The 18,611-nt window shown below is 35.8% G+C and carries 16 protein-coding genes; 3 read left to right on the top strand and 13 right to left on the bottom strand.

Annotated features, from left to right (window positions below):
- Nucleotides 1-121 precede the first annotated feature (121 nt).
- From ACIQZG_RS14775 to plsY, 6 genes are all read right to left on the bottom strand, one after another.
- Nucleotides 122-1,294, bottom strand: a complete 1,173-nt coding sequence (locus ACIQZG_RS14775; RefSeq protein WP_402756209.1) for a GerAB/ArcD/ProY family transporter — start codon at nucleotides 1,292-1,294, stop codon at nucleotides 122-124.
- Between the two features lie 54 nt (nucleotides 1,295-1,348).
- Nucleotides 1,349-1,585 (bottom strand): hypothetical protein, encoded by a 237-nt coding sequence (locus ACIQZG_RS14780; RefSeq protein ID WP_402756211.1) that lies wholly within the window; start codon nucleotides 1,583-1,585, stop codon nucleotides 1,349-1,351.
- 6 nt (nucleotides 1,586-1,591) lie between these two features.
- Nucleotides 1,592-2,788 carry a Ger(x)C family spore germination protein gene (locus ACIQZG_RS14785; protein WP_402756213.1) on the bottom strand — a complete coding sequence of 399 codons (1,197 nt, stop codon included), beginning with the start codon at nucleotides 2,786-2,788 and terminating at the stop codon, nucleotides 1,592-1,594.
- Nucleotides 2,789-2,818: 30 nt separating this feature from the next.
- Nucleotides 2,819-4,372 (bottom strand): spore germination protein, encoded by a 1,554-nt coding sequence (locus ACIQZG_RS14790; protein WP_402756215.1) that lies wholly within the window; start codon nucleotides 4,370-4,372, stop codon nucleotides 2,819-2,821.
- Nucleotides 4,373-4,500: 128 nt separating this feature from the next.
- Complete coding sequence (locus ACIQZG_RS14795) at nucleotides 4,501-4,791, bottom strand: HesB/YadR/YfhF family protein (RefSeq protein ID WP_402756217.1); 291 nt, start codon at nucleotides 4,789-4,791, stop codon at nucleotides 4,501-4,503.
- Between the two features lie 19 nt (nucleotides 4,792-4,810).
- Nucleotides 4,811-5,413 carry a glycerol-3-phosphate 1-O-acyltransferase PlsY gene (gene plsY / locus ACIQZG_RS14800; protein WP_402756219.1) on the bottom strand — a complete coding sequence of 201 codons (603 nt, stop codon included), beginning with the start codon at nucleotides 5,411-5,413 and terminating at the stop codon, nucleotides 4,811-4,813.
- Nucleotides 5,414-5,759: 346 nt separating this feature from the next.
- Here plsY and parE point away from each other — a divergent pair, with 346 nt between their 5' ends.
- Both parE and parC read left to right on the top strand, forming a co-directional pair.
- Entirely contained in the window at nucleotides 5,760-7,736 is a 1,977-nt protein-coding gene (parE, locus tag ACIQZG_RS14805) for a DNA topoisomerase IV subunit B (RefSeq protein WP_402756221.1), read from the top strand.
- Nucleotides 7,733-10,162 (top strand): DNA topoisomerase IV subunit A, encoded by a 2,430-nt coding sequence (gene parC / locus ACIQZG_RS14810; RefSeq protein ID WP_402756223.1) that lies wholly within the window; start codon nucleotides 7,733-7,735, stop codon nucleotides 10,160-10,162. Before parE ends, parC begins: the two co-directional genes overlap by 4 nt.
- A gap of 748 nt (nucleotides 10,163-10,910) precedes the next feature.
- On the opposite strand, the gene ACIQZG_RS14815 is transcribed toward parC, so the two are convergent.
- The 5 genes from ACIQZG_RS14815 to ACIQZG_RS14835 all read right to left on the bottom strand — a co-directional run bounded on the left by ACIQZG_RS14815 (nucleotide 10,911) and on the right by ACIQZG_RS14835 (nucleotide 15,330).
- The gene (locus ACIQZG_RS14815; RefSeq protein ID WP_402756225.1) at nucleotides 10,911-11,090 is read right to left on the bottom strand and encodes a hypothetical protein; all 180 of its coding nucleotides are present in this window, start codon (nucleotides 11,088-11,090) and stop codon (nucleotides 10,911-10,913) included.
- A gap of 98 nt (nucleotides 11,091-11,188) precedes the next feature.
- Nucleotides 11,189-12,733, bottom strand: coding sequence for a solute symporter family protein (locus ACIQZG_RS14820; protein WP_402756227.1), 1,545 nt, complete (start codon nucleotides 12,731-12,733; stop codon nucleotides 11,189-11,191).
- Nucleotides 12,730-13,068 carry a DUF485 domain-containing protein gene (locus ACIQZG_RS14825; RefSeq protein WP_402756229.1) on the bottom strand — a complete coding sequence of 113 codons (339 nt, stop codon included), beginning with the start codon at nucleotides 13,066-13,068 and terminating at the stop codon, nucleotides 12,730-12,732. The genes ACIQZG_RS14820 and ACIQZG_RS14825 overlap by 4 nt, the downstream gene beginning before the upstream one ends.
- Nucleotides 13,069-13,500: 432 nt before the next feature.
- A complete protein-coding gene (locus tag ACIQZG_RS14830; protein WP_402756230.1) occupies nucleotides 13,501-15,054 on the bottom strand; it encodes a solute symporter family protein in 1,554 nt (517 codons plus the stop codon).
- Nucleotides 15,055-15,330, bottom strand: coding sequence for a DUF485 domain-containing protein (locus ACIQZG_RS14835; RefSeq protein WP_402756327.1), 276 nt, complete (start codon nucleotides 15,328-15,330; stop codon nucleotides 15,055-15,057).
- 640 nt (nucleotides 15,331-15,970) lie between these two features.
- Here ACIQZG_RS14835 and ACIQZG_RS14840 point away from each other — a divergent pair.
- Entirely contained in the window at nucleotides 15,971-16,558 is a 588-nt protein-coding gene (locus ACIQZG_RS14840) for an SCO family protein (protein WP_402756232.1), read from the top strand.
- A gap of 349 nt (nucleotides 16,559-16,907) precedes the next feature.
- On the opposite strand, the gene ACIQZG_RS14845 is transcribed toward ACIQZG_RS14840, so the two are convergent.
- A complete protein-coding gene (locus ACIQZG_RS14845) occupies nucleotides 16,908-17,816 on the bottom strand; it encodes an ABC transporter ATP-binding protein (RefSeq protein ID WP_402756234.1) in 909 nt (302 codons plus the stop codon).
- On the bottom strand, nucleotides 17,816-18,502 hold the full coding sequence (locus tag ACIQZG_RS14850) for an ABC transporter permease (RefSeq protein ID WP_402756235.1): 687 nt from the start codon (nucleotides 18,500-18,502) through the stop codon (nucleotides 17,816-17,818). Before ACIQZG_RS14850 ends, ACIQZG_RS14845 begins: the two co-directional genes overlap by 1 nt.
- Between the last annotated feature and the right edge of the window lie 109 nt (nucleotides 18,503-18,611).

Genomic DNA, 18,611 nt, shown 5'->3' on the forward strand with positions numbered 1-18,611 from the left:
CGAACACCCTTGCGTTAAGCTAACTATTACTTCTGCCTTCACAGTTCGGGACTTGCACCCTATAGACTACACCCATGCTAGGCGCACATAAAAACCACCCTTTTTCATAAAAAGGGTGGTTTTACTCTGTTTGACTTTCTTTAATAGTCAGAGATTGCTCAGTCTTATCATTGTCGGAGTTACTTGTTTTTATGGTTGATTCTTTGCCTGGAATTTTTCGGATTTTTGCAACAATTAATAATAGAAGTGGTAGGAAGACAGCAAATATTGAGGAATAAGGTATCCAAATTTCCTTAATAAATATTTCTGAATGGACTATGTTTGGATGAACAATTTGAGAAAGTGCGACTGCAATCATCCCTAGTGGTAAAATCAGTGGCCTGTGATCTTTTATATTGAGTACTTGCCCTAAACCCTTTACTGATGCGTAAAAATAGATGAACGCTCTAATATATATTGTTATAATCCACATAGAGGCCATAATAATCTCAATACGCTGTAGAAAATTTCCTATTGAAATACTTTGAGCCAGTGTATAGCTTGGAAAAGTCCTTAAAGTTGTGTTCGTTGCTCCCAAGACTAAAATAGACAAAGCAATCAATATTATTAATATCAAACCTCCTACCAAAGTACCTATGTAAAATCCTTTTTGAGCTGCTTTTTTTACATTGACGGCAGAGGGAAAAATCATCAATAAAACAACTAACGGGAATGCGGAAGTACTAACGAAAAGTAAAATTCCATAAATAAATGAACCTGTAGTTGCTTCAAAGAGCGGTTGTATATTTTGAATCTTAATATCTGGAGAAATGAAAATAACAAATATAATAAAAAAGAACAAAAAAATAGAAAAAAGTATTTCTGCAGATCGTGCAAAGACTTCTAACCCTAAATAAGTTGCAAACATTATAATAAGCATAAACAATAGCACAAATGCAACTGTAGGAGTCTCAGGCATGACTTCAGTTTGCATAAAATTCCCAATGTAATATAGTAATTCTCCTGAAGATAGAAAAGTAAATAGTGTAAACGCGATAGATACAGCTTTTCCAATAAATTTCCCTAATATTTTTTCATTTGCTTCCACCAGAGATAAATCTGGCGTCGAATTGCCTACTGATATATATAACTTTACTAGTAAAAAGCTTAAGGCAACACTTATGATAGCTACAATCCAAGCATCCTGTTTAGTCACTTGTGCGATGCTTGATGGGATGATTAATATCGTTGAACCTATTGAACAGAGCAATGTAATTATTGTAAATTGACGAGCACTAATAACTTGTTTTTCCATAACTTATCCTCTTTTACTTTCAACTAAATTTCCTTCAATTTTATAGAAGAAGTCTTAAAACTTTAATAATGTTTTTAATAAATCTGCAATAGGCTTAAAAAGAGCGGTTATCCAGTCTAATGGATTAGGAATATTCGCATTTAAACCCTTCGCAATACTTAAGGTTGTTCCAAGAAATAGTAGGATAGAAAATGTCCAAATTGTTTTAGTATCATTTTTTTTTATTAATTTTGGTATTTCGAAGTAAATAATAAGGGCTGAAATAGCTAATATTCCTAATGTTATAAACATTTAAAATTACTCCTCTGATTTATTCGATATTGAATCGTTCGTAGTACCTACTCCAAGTGTACGAACTTTGACTTCAACCTTAACCTCTAACTCTGGAAATAATGTTGTCCATTCATCTTTTATTTTCTTCCATTCTTTAGGGTTTTCACGATGGAGGACTTCACTAAATCCTAAGTTATCCACTTTATATGTTTGTTGTATCGTATGAAGTGCCTGCTCTGCTTTATCCTTAATTAATTGGCTTGTTTTTTCATTAATCATTTGAATTGTTTCTTTCTCAGCTAAATTAATATTACAATCAACTTCTGCAACATTTTGCTCGACATCAATATGGATATTAATTTTTGGTATACCGTTTTCTATTTTGCCTTTCACTTTTGCTTTTGATTTTAATATTTCTGTTGATAGCTCTCCTTCTTTAGGGCAAGAAATCACTTCAATTGTATTCTTAATGTTATTATTCAAATAATTATAACTTTTACTTTCATCTTCAGTTAAAACGCCTATTAATTTATCCTGTTTAAAAACTGCCAGCCCTGTATATTTCAATATGACCGGTGTTTGGATTCTCTCTACATTTGTCTGATCGATGCCTAATTTTTGATTTCCGATTACGTCAATTACTGACAAAACAGGACTTTGTTCTTTACTTCTAAGCTTATTTAATAATTCATCAATGTTGACAGATAAAGTGGACCCCCATGATTTTTCAGAATTCTGAATAGAGCTTGCTATTTTTTGGGCAGGTACTTTTTCTATTGGCGTTAAAACATTCAATACTTCCTTGGCAGTAGTCTGATTGGCTACTATGACATTAAAGTCATTTCTAATTTCATGATCTCTTGCTAAAAAATCTATTGTTGACTCTATTCCCTCGGAAGCTACTTTTTCTCCAAAGACAACCACTTGAAGATGAGAAAAATAGGCCTTCCTTGGAGATAGTGTTGTTGTTCTCCTAATTGCTTCAAATATGGTTTTCCCCTGAGCATGATAGGTAACAACTGGGGCTCGGACACCAGTCGCTCGCTTTGAAGAAATTTCTCCAGGGTCCACTACTTGCACAGATACCTCATATCCATCGTCCACTTTATCCACGCCAAATGCCACAACAATAGCAAGCTCATTTAATTCACGTTTACTCCAACATCCACTCAAGACAAGAGTAAGCAAAGTTAGTAGCATAAATGTTAATACCTTCTTCATATTGGATACCTCATTTTTGTACATGTATGGTTAATTATTATTTTTATTATTTAACGGCTTTTTTCCCCTAATATTGTTTATCTGACTAACTAAGCGTGGTCGCTTTAATAATAATCCACGTGGAAACAGTATTAATGCATCCTTTTGATCATCAGGAACTAATGGTGCAAAAGGACTCATATAAGGAACACCAAAAGAGCGTAAACTGCATAAATGAAGGATTAAAGCCATTACTCCGATCATCACTCCAAATAAACCAAAACCACCTGCTAATAGCATTAAAGGAAAACGCAGGACACGGACTGTGTTAGACAAGCCATAAGCGGGGAAGAGAAAACTACAAATAGCCGTTAATGATACGATGATTACCATTACTGCCGAAACAATACCAGCCTCTACCGCCGCTTGCCCAATAACCAATGTTCCAACAATTGAAATTGCTGGGCCAATTGTTCTCGGCATACGGAGTCCTGCTTCTCTTAAAATTTCAAATGCAATTTCCATAATTATTGCTTCAACAACAGCAGGGAAGGGGACACCTTCTCGCTGTGAGGCGATACTAATCAACATAGCCGTAGGTAACATTTCTTGGTGAAAAGTAGTGATTGCCACATATAGAGAAGGGACAATCAGAGAAATGATTATACCGAAATATCTCAATAGACGTATAAGTGAACTAATTATGAAATTTTGATAATAGTCCTCTGAAGATTGTAAAAAAGATGTGAACAAAGCAGGGACAATAAGAACAAAGGGTGTACCATCCACGAGAATAGCAATTTTTCCTTCTAACAATTCAGCTGCAATGACATCCGGTCGTTCTGAATTGTAAATTGTTGGGAATATCGAATATTTACTATCTTGTATCAACGCTTCAATATAACTACTTTCTAGAATGCCATCTATGTCAATACTGTCTAAACGTTCGAGAACCTCTTTTACAATTTTTTCGTTCGCAATGCCATTAATGTACATAACGGCAATATCTGTTTGCGTTACTTTCCCAATAACCCTCGATTTTATCCAAAGGTTAGGATTTTTAATCTTACGACGTATCATGGCTGTGTTTGTACGAAGTGTTTCTGTAAAAGCTTCTTTAGGACCCCTTACGACTGATTCCGTAGTAGGTTCAGTAATTGCTCGATCCTTAGATTTTTTAGTACTTGTCGAAATTCCTTTTGGTTCACCGTCTAATAAAATGACGGTTTCTCCATTCATGATTGAACTAAACAATGTCGAAAAATCTTCAATATCTTTCACATCACCGACTGTCAAACCAGTATCTTTTAAATATTGGTTGAGTGCTTCTGATTTAACTTCAATCGTCTTATCTAAATCCAACATAAGAGATTCCATTATAAAATCCGATATTGCTGTTTGATCGGCTAAACCATCTGTGTAAACGATTGCCATGGGATGATTCTCTGATTTCCCAATAAAAAACTCCCGTATGACAATATCGTTACTATTACCAACTGCTTCTTTAATGATTTGAATATTTTTTGAAAGAGATTGATTAAGTAAATCCTTCGAAGAGCTTGATGTTGATTGAGAGGTATCGTTATTATTTTTTGAACTACTCACTTAAAAATCCTCCTCCATCTATTCATTGAGCTAATAAGAGGATATACAACTTTTTATCGAGATAAACAAAAAATCGCTAGTAAAACAAAAAGAGATTGTCTCAAAAGCCTGAGACAATCTCTAAATTGCTATTTTGTATAAGCGTAATTTAATTCATCAATGTTACTATCTACATCAATATGTAAATTATGCTCATTAAAAAACCATAAATCTTTTTCGTCAATGTAGTACGTAATGCCATCGACAACCGTTTGAGCACCAATGTCGATTGGCTCCTCGCGTGTCATACCGAGGGAAAAACCTTCGTGGAAAGGACTTAAGCCACCATATCGTGCATAAAAACGAATGTTATCACCTTTTTCAACTTCCATTTCATGCTTAAACCATTCAAGCGCTGCATCAGTTAGTGTAATCTTCATGTTATGATCCTTCCTCACTTTAAATCCATTTCACTTTTGGTTCAGTACCATTTTTAATACGAGCGATGTTTGCGCGATGGCGATAGACAATAAAGCTGAATAGACACGCCACTAAGATTAATAATGCAAAATCACCTGTAACAAAATAATAAACGATTGAATAAATAAGTGCCAGCCCAGAGGCAATGATCGATGTTAAACTAACAATTTTCGTGATTTTTAATGTGATGAAGAACGTAAAGAATAATACGATAAAAAATGGCCAAGAATAGCCAAGTACCACACCGGCAGATGTAGCAACTGCTTTACCACCACGGAAACTCGCAAACACAGGAAACATATGACCGAATACTGCTAAAACGCCAAGAATCATTGGATGAACCGTAGCTTCAGTAAAAAAAGGTAACGACGCCAATAAAACAGCCGCTGTTCCTTTTAAGACATCCATAATTGTTACAATCAGACCTGCTTTTTTTCCTAAAATACGAAAAGTATTCGTAGCGCCTAAGTTACCGCTACCGTGCTCTCGTATATCCATTTTGTAAAAGATTTTTCCAATCCATAACCCAGATGGTATAGAGCCGATTAGATAAGCACATAAAATAATAAAACCATTTATCATTGATAAGCTCCTTTCATTTCACATAAAAATTATCACTTGGTACTAATACTTTGTGATGATTATTTTACACTTTTTCTTTACAATTCACAATGTTATGAAGGAAAATACCTAATCAATCGGGAATTCTTTATCATAAGAGAAAAGCTTTCTTTAAAATATAGGTAAAAAGGGGATTTTGTCAATCTTACTTTCCTTTGGTAGAATAGAAGTCTATCTTTTATTTCTAAGTCAAGGAATAATAATATAAATTTATTTGGGCCTAGTACTGGCTATTGACAACGAATGCTATTATTATTAGGATGAGAACGTTATCAGAACATGCGTTTGTTTTTTGGAGGGGAATCTTTTGGCGAATAAACAGTCACCTAGCGTCTATAATGATGACGCAATTCAAGTTTTAGAAGGATTAGAAGCGGTGCGAAAGCGACCCGGCATGTATATTGGTTCCACAGATGGTCGAGGACTTCATCACCTTGTGTATGAAATTGTAGATAATGCGGTGGATGAAGCACTTGCTGGCTTTGGTTCTCATATCATTGTCACAATACATCAAGACCAAAGTTTAAGCGTTCGAGATTTCGGACGAGGTATGCCAACTGGTATGCACAAAATGGGCAAGCCGACGCCAGAAATAATTTTCACAGTGTTACATGCAGGTGGAAAATTTGGACAAGGCGGTTATAAAACGAGTGGTGGTTTGCACGGTGTAGGTTCATCTGTTGTGAACGCCTTGTCGACATTTTTAGAAGTAACGATTCATCGTGATGGAAAAAAATATAAACAACGTTTTGAAAATGGCGGAAACCCAGCAACAACACTTGAAGTAATCGGTAATACAAAACAAACAGGGACGCTTGTACATTTCTTACCAGATGATACGATCTTCTCTGTGACTAAATTCAACTATGATACGCTTGCAGAACGTTTACGTGAATCTGCATTTTTACTAAAAGGCTTAAGAATTGAATTAATCGATGAACGCGGGGAAGGCAAAGAGGATGTTTTCTTTTATGAAAACGGAATAGAAGCTTTCGTTGCGTATTTGAACGAGGAAAAAGACATACTCCATCCGGTTAAATATGTTGAGGGAACACAGGATGAAATCGAAGTCGAATTTGCTTTCCAGTATAATGATGGTTATTCAGAGACTATTTTATCGTTCGTCAATAACGTACGTACACGAGATGGCGGTACGCATGAAACGGGTGCTAAAACGGCATTAACTCGTGTATTTAATGAATATGCTCGTAAAATTGGCTTATTAAAAGAAAAAGACAAAAATCTTGAAGGTTCGGACATTCGCGAGGGCTTATCAGCAGTTATTTCAGTTCGTATTCCTGAGCATTTACTGCAATTCGAAGGACAAACGAAAAGTAAGCTAGGTACTAGTGAAGCACGTTCAGCAGTCGATTCTGTTGTATCTGAGCAAATTTTATATGTGCTTGAGGAGAATGCTGAGCTATCTGCGTCCCTTGTTCGTAAGGCAATTCGAGCGCAGCAAGTACGTGAAGCGGCTCGTAAAGCACGTGAAGATGCTCGTAACGGTAAGAAAAACAAAAAGGCAAGTACACTCCTGTCAGGTAAGTTAACGCCTGCACAGTCCCGTAATGCAGCTAGAAATGAATTATACTTAGTCGAAGGTGATTCCGCAGGAGGTTCAGCTAAGCAAGGTCGTGACCGTACGTTCCAAGCAATCTTGCCTCTACGCGGAAAAGTAATTAATACTGAAAAGGCGAAGCTTCAGGACATTATGAAAAATGAGGAAATCTCAACAATTATTCACGCAATTGGTGCTGGTGTTGGGACTGATTTTTCTGTAGAAGATTCCGCCTATGATAAAGTTGTCATCATGACCGATGCCGATACAGACGGTGCACATATTCAAGTCTTGCTATTAACATTCTTTTATCGTTATATGCGTCCACTAATTGAGGCAGGAAAAGTCTTCATTGCGCTACCACCGCTATACAAAGTATCTAAGGGTACAGGTAAAAAAGAAGTCATTGAATACGCTTGGACAGAAAATGATTTACAGTCCGCTATTAAAAAAATAGGGAAGGGCTATATACTTCAGCGTTATAAAGGACTTGGTGAGATGAACGCTGATCAATTATGGGATACAACAATGAATCCTGAAACACGTACATTGATTCGTGTAACAATTGAGGACGGTGCTCGTGCTGAACGACGTGTTACAACGTTAATGGGTGACAAAGTAGAGCCACGCCGCAAATGGATCGAAGCAAATGTAAACTTCGGTATGGAGGATGATTCAAATATTCTAGATAATGAATTCATCCAACAAGAGGAGGACCAAGCATGACTAGTACGGAAAAGTATCAAGACTTACCTTTAGAAGAAGTAATGGGTGACCGTTTTGGTCGCTATAGTAAATATATTATTCAAGACCGCGCGTTGCCTGATGCACGTGACGGTCTTAAGCCAGTACAACGCCGCATATTATTTGCGATGTTTACAGAAGGGAATACAAACGAAAAACCTTTCCGTAAATCTGCAAAAACAGTCGGTAACGTAATCGGTAACTACCATCCGCATGGTGATAGTTCAGTATATGAAGCAATGGTGCGTATGAGTCAAGATTGGAAAGCTCGTCATATGCTCATAGAAATGCATGGTAATAACGGTTCGGTCGATGGTGATCCACCGGCAGCAATGCGTTATACAGAAGCGCGACTTTCAGCAATCGCTTCTGAAATGCTTCGTGATATCGGAAAAAATACAGTTGAATTTGTGCCAAATTTTGATGATCAAGATATGGAGCCAACTGTTTTACCATCACGCTTCCCGAATCTCCTTGTGAATGGTTCTACCGGGATCTCAGCAGGGTATGCGACAGATATTCCTCCTCATGCACTAGATGAAGTTCTTGACGCTGTCTTAATGCGCTTAGAGAACCCATCAGCGACTGTTGATGAGCTAATGACGGTTATAAAAGGTCCTGATTTCCCTACAGGCGGGATTATTCAAGGGGTAGACGGCATTAAGAAAGCGTATGAAACAGGTCGTGGTAAAATTATCGTACGTGCACTAGCAAACATTGAACCGCTAAAAGGCGGTAAAGAGCAAATTGTCATTACAGAGTTGCCATATGATGTCAATAAAGCGAATCTCGTGAAAAAGATTGACGAACAGCGTGTCGACAAACGTCTTGACGGCATTGCTGAAATTCGCGATGAATCAGACCGCACAGGCTTACGTGTTGTTATTGAGCTAAAAAAGGATATTCCAGGTCAAGGTATTTTAAACTACTTATATAAAACAACGGATTTACAAGTTGCTTATAACTTTAATATGATTGCAATTCACAATCGTCGACCGACAATGATGACTTTACCATTGCTTTTAGATGCTTATATCGCACACCAAAAGGAAATTGTCACAAATCGTTCTATTTATGATTTACAAAAGGCGAAAGACCGTTCACATATTGTCGATGGTCTTATCAAAGCATTGTCAATTTTAGATGAAGTTATCGCAACAATCCGTTCTTCCAATGATAAACGCGATGCGAAAACCAATTTACAAGTGAAATTTGATTTTACAGAAGTTCAGTCTGAAGCAATTGTTAGCTTGCAGTTATACCGTTTAACAAATACCGATATTACAGAGCTTCGACATGAACAAGATGAACTAAATGCACTCATTACGAAACTTGAAAGCATTTTAAATAGTGAAGCAAAGCTAATTCGTGTCATTAAACAAGAGCTACTAGACATTAAAAAACGCTTTATGCAACCTCGTCGTTCTAAAATCGAACGCGAAATTGAAGAAATCAAAATTACATTAGATGTGCTTGTACCGAGTGAAGAAGTGGTCGTGACAGTGACAAAAGACGGTTACATTAAACGAACGTCTACACGCTCACATGCTGCTTCAAACGGGAAAGATATAGCGATGAAAGAATCGGATTACTTATTGTATGAGGATCACTTAAATACGCAGCACCATTTACTGCTCTTTACGAGCCGAGGAAATTATATTTATCAGCCAGTGCATGAACTGCCTGATATTCGCTGGAAAGATCTAGGTCAACATATTTCAAGTATTGTACCAACGGGAGAAGATGAGTCAATAATAAATGTATATGGCTTCGAAACATTCGATCAACCAAATAAATACATTCTAACAGCAACAAAAGATGGTCAAATTAAACGTTCGCCATTATCAGACTATGCTGTGACACGTTATTCTAAGCCTATTAAAACGATGAATGTTAAAGCCGGTGATGAAATGATTATCGCAGATTTCGTTACGGATGAAGCAGAATTGTTATTAACGACAGATACGGCCTATGCAATTCGTTTCCCAATTGAAGAGTTACCAGTCACTGGTGTCAAAACAGGCGGGGTAAAAGGTATTACGTTAAAAGACGGGGAAGCATTAGTTGGCGTCAATATTCTAAATCCAAACGAAGCAGAATATGTGGTCATCGTAACGCAACGTGGTGCTGTTAAGAAAATGAATGTAGCTGAGGTAGATGCTACAAATCGTGCAAAACGAGGTTTAAAAGTACTTACTGAATTGAAGGCAAATCCACATCGTATTGTAGCTGTTGTAAAAGCAGTTGATGATGAGCAATTGATTGTGGAGACGGAGAAGGGCGTACAAGAGGTTTTAGACGTTAAAACACTAACTCGTGCCGACCGCCATTCAAACGGCTCATTCAAAGTCGACGTAGCCTCTGATGGTGCAATTTCACATGTATTAAAAGAAAAAAAAGAATCATAAACAATTAAGCCCATGTTCCTTTCGAGGACGGGGCTTTTTTTATTAAAAGGTTTTGTAGCATATTTGATAGAGGTCGAGTCTAGATTAAAGTATTTTCGCAGATATTAAAAGTAGCTAGTTTTTTTAATAAGGTCTGTAATTACCATTCCTTAACTAAAATCAGTGTTTTTTATCATTATGGTGGTTTGATGGTAACGGACCTACAGGTGAATTACTCATATGAAGCTTTGTATCTCGTAAACTAGATAAATTCACAGAGATTATACTTTCTTCTTCCATCAATCTAGATAAACAAAATATTTTAAAGCATAAGAAGAACTCGCATCTTCATACTAAAGGAGAGGGCATTCTATATACAAAGCTTGCTTGAACTACTTCGTGATGGTTCAAAACATGTAATCTAGGATTTTGAGTCAAGGCTTGCTAAATTACAAAAAATAAATAAATACATCCCTCAGTTAGACTGGGCAGATCATGCCTAGAAGCGGTTATTTGGGTATTTACTTGAAGTATCTGTTTTTGCAGTTACATACCATCATTTAACTAGCATAGACCTAACAGAAGCTATTTCACTCTCTCTTTGTATGGTTGACTCCTATATGAGTACATTTGAGTCAATATGTTATAACTTAATGACAGTTATTTTAATGAGGGAACTTAGCACGTCTTCAAACAAATAAAACTTGGCATTTAGAATACTGAGGATTCTAAATGCTTGGTTGATAAACGAAAAAACACAACCACTATTTTAATCTTCAAAGTGGTTGTGTTTTTTGTATTTAGTGAAATTATGTTCAATACTCTCTTTTTTAGTTTTTGTAACACGTTCATGTGTACTGAATGGGGAGGATTGACGTTCTTTTTCGACATCCTTACCATTCATTCGCTTAAGATGAAGCCGTTTCTTTTTTGCATTTGATTGTGTCATAAGCCTACCTCCAACTCCTATTTCCAATATATTACCGAATAGAGGAGTAAAAGTAAAACCTCGTAAGGAAAATACCTACGAGGTTTTGGTCATAATAATTAGTGAGAAACGTCTTGTACTGAAATACCAGTGTTTGCTTTAACATCTACTTCACGGTATTTCGCTTCGTCGTTTTCTTTAGAAAGTAATGTACCAATGACACCACCTAAGAAGCCAAGTGGTACAGAGATAAGTGCTGGGTTAGTTAACATAATTAACGGGTCACCAACGAAGATTGCTTTTCCTTCAACTGGATTCCAAACGTTTGGAGATACAGCTACAAGGATTAATGCTGAGATTAAGCCCGTTAACATTGCTGTTACCGCACCAGCTGTGTTGAAGCGTTTCCAGTAAATTGTGTAGATGATTACTGGTAAGTTAGCAGAACCTGCGATACAGAATGCTAGTGATACTAAAAATGCAACGTTTAATGTTTGTGCACCTAATGCAAGTAAGATAGAAACAACAGAAATTGTGATCGAACCGATTCGAGCTGCAAGTACTTGCTCTTTTTCTGATACTTTACCTTTTTTAATAATTTGACCGTAAATATCATGTGATAGGGCAGATGCACCCGATAGTACAAGCCCGGCAACTACCGCCAAAATTGTTGCGAAGGCTACTGCACAAACGAATGAGAATAAGATTTCGCCACCAAGCGCTTGTGCAAGAAGTGGGGCAGCCATATTACCAGCAGCGTTCTCTGCAATAATTTTTTCAGAACCTACGAATGCAGCAGCACCGAAGCCTAAGAAAATTGTAAGAACGTAGAAGATACCTACAATCCAAGTTGCCCAAATTACTGAAGAACGAGCAGTTTTCGCATCTTTTACTGTGAAGAAACGCATTAGGATATGTGGAAGACCCGCAGTACCTAATACTAATGCAATTAACATTGAGATTGTATCAATGCCGTTAGTATACTTAAGACCTGGATTTAAGTATGCTGCACCATGCTCAGTTTCTGTTGCCATTTGTGTGAACATCGTTGAAATACTGAAACCGAACTCTTTTAACACTAAGAATGAGATAATAACAGTACCTAACATTAGAAGTGCAGCTTTGATGATTTGTACCCAAGATGTTGCTGTCATACCACCGAATAATACGTATGTTGTCATCATAACACCTACAAGTAGTACTGCAGCCCAGTATTCAATACCTAAAAGTAATTTAATAAGTGCACCTGCACCAACTAACTGTGCAATCATATAGAACAGTACAATTGTAATTGTACTTAAGGCAGCTGTACCACGAACTTTTGGACTGTTGAAACGTGCTGTGATCATGTCAGCTAATGTGAATTTACCAAGGTTACGTAGTGGCTCTGCTACTATGTATAGCACCACTAAATAAGCTACTAAGTATCCGATAGAGAAGAAGAAGCCATCGAAACCGAATAATGCAACGGCACCAGCAATCCCTAAAAATGATGCTGCTGATAAATAGTCACCAGCAATAGCTAGTCCATTTTGCCAGCCAGTTAAACCACCACCTGCAGTGTAGAAATCACTTGCAGAAGAAGTACGTTTAGATGCCCACCATGTTACTACTAATGTAAGACCTACAATTGCTACGAAGAAAGATAATGCAATAATGCTCATCGGCGGCCACCTCCGTTTTCATATTCAGCGATAATCGCTTTTGCTTCTCTGTCAAAGCTATTTGCTTTCGCTACGTATAAATGCGCTAATCCCCAAGTCATAATGAATAATCCTGCTGAGTAAATCCACACCCAAGTCATTTCCCCAAATGCCTTTTGGTGTAATATTGTTGTGTACGAAGTAAGAATTGGAAGTAACATGTAAGCCGCTAAGAAAAATACTGTTATCGACCAAAGAAACGCTGACTTTTTTCGTACAAGTGCTTTAAACGATTCTTGTTTTGCAATTGCATCGTAATCAATCACGATGTTTTTGCTAGTTTGATTGTTCGCCATAAACATTCCCCATTTTGTGTTTATTTTTACTGCTTCAATACTTGATTTTGCTACTTTAGTGAATTCACATCTTAATTTTATGAGACGGTTCACTAAATTGCAATACATTTTAGAAAAATTATGTAAAAAAAATTTTTAAAAAAATAGACTTTAAACAGAAAATACACAACAAAGCCTAGAAAATAAAGGGTTTTGGAATATTCAGATAAATAAACGAGGCATAGAGAATACTAGGTTCTTGACAAAAAACAAGAAGCTATTTTTGAGAGAAAAGATGTTTTTTTTAGAAAATTTGTGTAAATTATTTTATCTGAAAAAGACAATTTTTGAAGATTTTTTATTTGGAATAGTATTGCTGGATAAATAAATTACCTTGATTTTTGTGTAAATAAATAGAAAAAAACTCGACCTAGGTCGAGTTTTTTTACAAAATCAATGAGAAATATCTGAAACGGATACGCCTGTATTTGCTTTCACGCGAATTTCCTTGTAAATACGATCGGCTTCTTCTTGAGAAACTTTGTTCGTTGATAGTACAGAACCTAAATAACCAGCTATAAAGCCAAGGGGAATTGTAATAATTGCTGGTACCGAAAGTGGCACAAGTGGGTTACCAACGAAAATAGCAGCGCCTTCAACTGGACTCCAAATATTTGGCCCCATTGCCCCTAAAACTAAGCATGATACTAAACCTGTTACCATTGCTGTTACGGCACCAGTAGAGTTGAACTTTTTCCAGTAAATTGTGTAAAGAATAACTGGAAGGTTTGCAGAAGCCCCAATACAGAAGGCAAATGATACTAAGAATGAAACGTTTAGACTTTGTGCAAATAACGCAAGGATGATAGAAACAATTGCAATTGAGATAGATCCAGTACGAGCGGCTAAAACTTGTTGTTTCTCTGTTAATTTACCATCTTTAATAATTTCACCATAAATATCGTGAGAAATCGCAGAAGCCCCTGTTAATACTAAACCAGATACTACAGCTAAAATTGTTGCGAAAGCTACGGCACCGATAAATGCCATCAATACATCGCCACCAAGGTAATTAGCAAGAAGTGGGGCAGCTGTATTACCGGCTTTACTTTCAGCAAGAATATTGTCTAAACCTACAAAATGCATAGCACCAAAACCTAAGAAAATAGTTAATGAGAAGAAAATAGCCGTAATCCAAGTTGTCCAAGAAATAGATGAACGTGCAGTTTTCGCATCTTTAACTGTAAAGAAACGCATTAAAATATGAGGTAAACCAGACGTACCTAATACAAGCGCCATCATCATCGATACAGAGTCAATAGAACTTGTATATTTTAAACCTGGTACTAAAAACTCTTCGCCATGATCTGTCGCGATTGTATCAAACATCTTTACTAAAGAGAAATCGAATTTAATAAGAACTAGTGTTGCAAGTAAGCCGGTGCCAAATAAAAGTAGTGCAGCTTTAATAATTTGAACCCAAGAAGTTGCTGTCATACCACCAAATAATACATAAACAGTCATCATTACACCTACGATTAAAACAGCAATCCAGTACTCAATACCAAATAGTAACTTAATAAGTGCACCTGCACCTACAAGTTGTGCAATCATATAAAGAATAACAATAATAATTGTACCCGCTGCAGCAACGCCACGAATACGTTTTTCATTGAAACGAGCAGTTAACATATCTGCTAATGTAAAACGGCCTAAATTACGCATAGGTTCTGCAATTATATATAGAAGAACTAAGTTTGCTACAACATAACCAACCGAGAAGAAGAAACCATCAAAACCAGTTAATGCAATTGCACCGGACACCCCAAGGAACGCAGCTGCGGATAAATAGTCACCAGCAATCGCAAATCCATTTTGCCAGCCCTTAAGTCCACCGCCTGCAGTATAGAAGTCACTTGCAGAAGAGGTACGTTTCGCTGCAATATATGTGACTATTAATGTTAAACCTACGATTCCTAAGAAGAAACCTACTGTTACTAAATTCATTTATTTTCCGCCTTTCGCATGATACTCCGCAATAACTGCAGCTGCAGCCTTATCAAATGAAGCTGCTTTTTTTATATAGATTGTACAAAGAACAATTGTCATGATGAATAATCCTGCTGAATATACCCAAACCCCTGTGATGCTTCCAATAATTTTTTGTTGTAGTACAGGCTGGAAAGCAAGGATTGGAAGTAAGATGTAAAGAAATAAAAACCCTGCAGTGATCGAGAAAAGGAAAGTATTTTTCTTTTTCACGAATTTGTTGAACGATTCCATAGCTTCAATTGCATTATAGTCAATCGAATGTATGTTTTTGTCTCCACTAATGTTAGCCAATATTATTCCCCCTAAAGTTATATATTTCTGTTTTAAACGGTATATTTCTTTGTTATTCACCGCTATATTCACTTATTTTATGAGGTATAATCCTATAATGCAATACTAAATTTAGAGTTTTTAAAATTTTTTGTCTAATTATGCGGTTGGAAATAACATAGAAATAATAAGGGTTTAACAGAAATATTCCGTTTTAAAGAGAATCTTAATTTTCTTTAGAATAATATTTCGATACTAGTAATGTTAGAATATTTGCGAATTGTTTAGAAAATATAAACTTTAAAGAGAAGATTGATTAAATCACTATTTTGAAATTGGAATAAATGAAAAAGAATAAAGCAAGAATGTATTGTTATATAACAAAAAAATGACTGCTTGGGAAATAACGAAATAAAGGAAAAAAAGGTGAAAAAAAAATTCTAAAACCGTTGATATATATGGGAATTAAAGGATTTAATAAACCCAGCAATATACAATTAAACTATTTTTCGACACAATGTAAATTACATAATCTTGTTTTTAACTACTATTCTATATACAATTAAAAGCGACGAATAATTAAAGGGAAGTGCTCCAATTTATGAAAAAGAAAAATTTGTTGCTAATTATGCTAATTACTGTGGGCAGTTTATTAGCATCCTGTGGAACTTATAAATTCCAAGCAGAGCATGATATTCAAGTAGAGGATTTTACACAAACAAATCAGAATAATGAAGAAGTGACATTAAATACGTTCAAGGGAAAGCCCTGGCTAGCAATGTTTATTTTCACAAATTGTAATTCAATATGTCCGCCAATGACTTATAATATGGCCGAAGTACAAAAGGCACTAATAGACGAGAAAATTGAAGACTATAATATTGTAGCCTTCAGCATTGATCCAGAGGTCGATACACCTGAGGTATTAACTGAGTATTTACATACATATTCAGTAGCTGACGCGAGTAAATGGCAGCTTTTAACGGGCTATAAGCAACAATATATTGAACAATTTGCTAGAAGATCATTCAATTCGCACGTAAGGAATGATCCTAAGACAGATCAAGTTATGCATATGTCGAGTTATTATTTAGTGGATGCGGATGGCGTTGTTGTAAAAGACTATAACGGTACAACAGATGTACCAGTAGATACAATAGTTGCAGATATGAAAGCCTTAACAAAATAAACAAAAACGAACCTATAGATTACTATTTTATTTTCTAGGTTCGTGTTTGATTGTAAAGGGACATCAAAGTCTAAACTACCATTATCCAATAATATCAACATTCTTAAATATATAATTGAGATAGATGCTATTAATGGAGATGTCTAGAAGTCCCTTTTAGCAAAAATCACTTCAATTTTAAAATGCCAAAACGCTGTTAAATCAGCGTTTTGGCATTTTTTTTATTTTGAGTTAAAATCCTCGGACAGCCCATTACAGAGTGAGTGTTTAACGGATTCTTTTATACATCTAGGATATTTCTATAGTTTACTTAAAAGTGAAAGGATATATTTATTCACTCTGTTTATGTTCAATCATTCATAAATATATCTTCTAAGGAAGGACGATTTGTCTGAATATCGAATACATCAGTCTCAAAATTGCATAGAGAATGTACGATTCTGGCAATATCAGATTCATTTTGTATTTCAGCAGTAAGTCGATATTTATCCCAGTATTTAACTGTAGTCCAAGTTTCTATTTCTTCTCGTGCATTACGATACAAAGTATCACTTTTAGGAAATAACTTTATGGTTGTTTCAATACTAGTCTGAAATTGTTGCTGTAACTGTTCAATTGTACCTAGACCTGAAATGATTCCTTTTTTCATAATAGCAACGCGACTACATAGTTTTTCAACCTCATATAAATTATGGGACGTCATAAAAATAGTCTTTTTTTGACTTGCTAATGTACGAATAAATTTTTGCATCTCTAGAGCAGATTCTGGATCCATTCCAGAAGTAGGCTCATCAAGGAAAATAAGTTCTGGATTTCCTATTACAGCTTGTGCTACTCCTAGCTTTTTTTTCATCCCGAAAGAGAATTTTTTTGTTTTGACATGTATAGCGTCCTTTAACCCAACCTGCTCTAATAGATCCATACATTGTTGTCTTGTAACCTTATGCTTTTGTACGCTTGCAAAAAATTGAAGATGTTCAAGAGCTGTATCGTTAGTGTAAAATTCTGTGTAGTCTGGAAGAACACCTACTTTGTGTTTGACACGATCGAGCTGATTATTTGAAACACCTAATATTCGAAATTGCCCACTAGTTGGAAGAACAATCCCTGTAAGCATATTGATGAATGTTGTTTTTCCTGCGCCATTTCTTCCAAGAAAGCCAAAGATTTCTCCTTCTTGTACTTGTAGATTAATCCCACGGACTACTAAATGCTTGTGATAGGATTTTTTTAAATCAATTGTTTCAATAACAGCCATTATAAATCCCTCCTATGAAGACTAAGTATCGAAACCCCAACCATAATGGCTGCAAATAGAAGAACTGTAATCCATCCACTTTTTCCACCTTCAAGCATGTAATGGTATGGAGTTGTATATTTAAAAACTTTTAACCATAATTTCTCCGAGAAAAGGCTCCATAAGCCAAAGGTAGGAATAGAAATACTCAACAATAATCCTACAAACATTGACATCGATCTTTTAGGAATGAGGCATGACATTAACACACAAAGAGCCACAATATACGCTAGCATAACAAATAAGCTAACAAATGTTTTGATATAGAACTGGTGAGAAAAGAATGCGATGATACTAAATGATATTAGCAAACAAACAAACCAGTATGAAAAGATTCCTAATAATTTTCCTATAATAATGGATGATCGAGATGTTTTTGTGACGAGGAATCGAATTGTCCTGCTTTCTGTTTCTCGATTAATTGTGTCATGAAATAAAGAAAAGATAAATAAAAAGCCCATAACATAAATTAGGAACACCAGCCCACTAACGTATCCAGCTTCTGCAAATTTAATGCCGGTAATAAGGCTGCTCTTTGAGACAAAATCTGATAAGTAATATGAAACAGCAATAAAAATTCCAATCGTAATGAATGAAAAGACACTGCTGAACGATTGAATAAATTCTTTTTTCCAAATCGCAATCATTGTAGTTCCTCCTATAGTAGAAAATATCTTTCACGCTTTTCCTAGAGTATACAAGTTAGATTTAACGAAAGCCGAAACGGTAAATTACATTTCAATAAACTTTTAACAT

Source organism: Lysinibacillus sp. NPDC096418, from assembly GCF_044762775.1.
Taxonomy (GTDB): Bacteria; Bacillota; Bacilli; order Bacillales_A; family Planococcaceae; genus Lysinibacillus.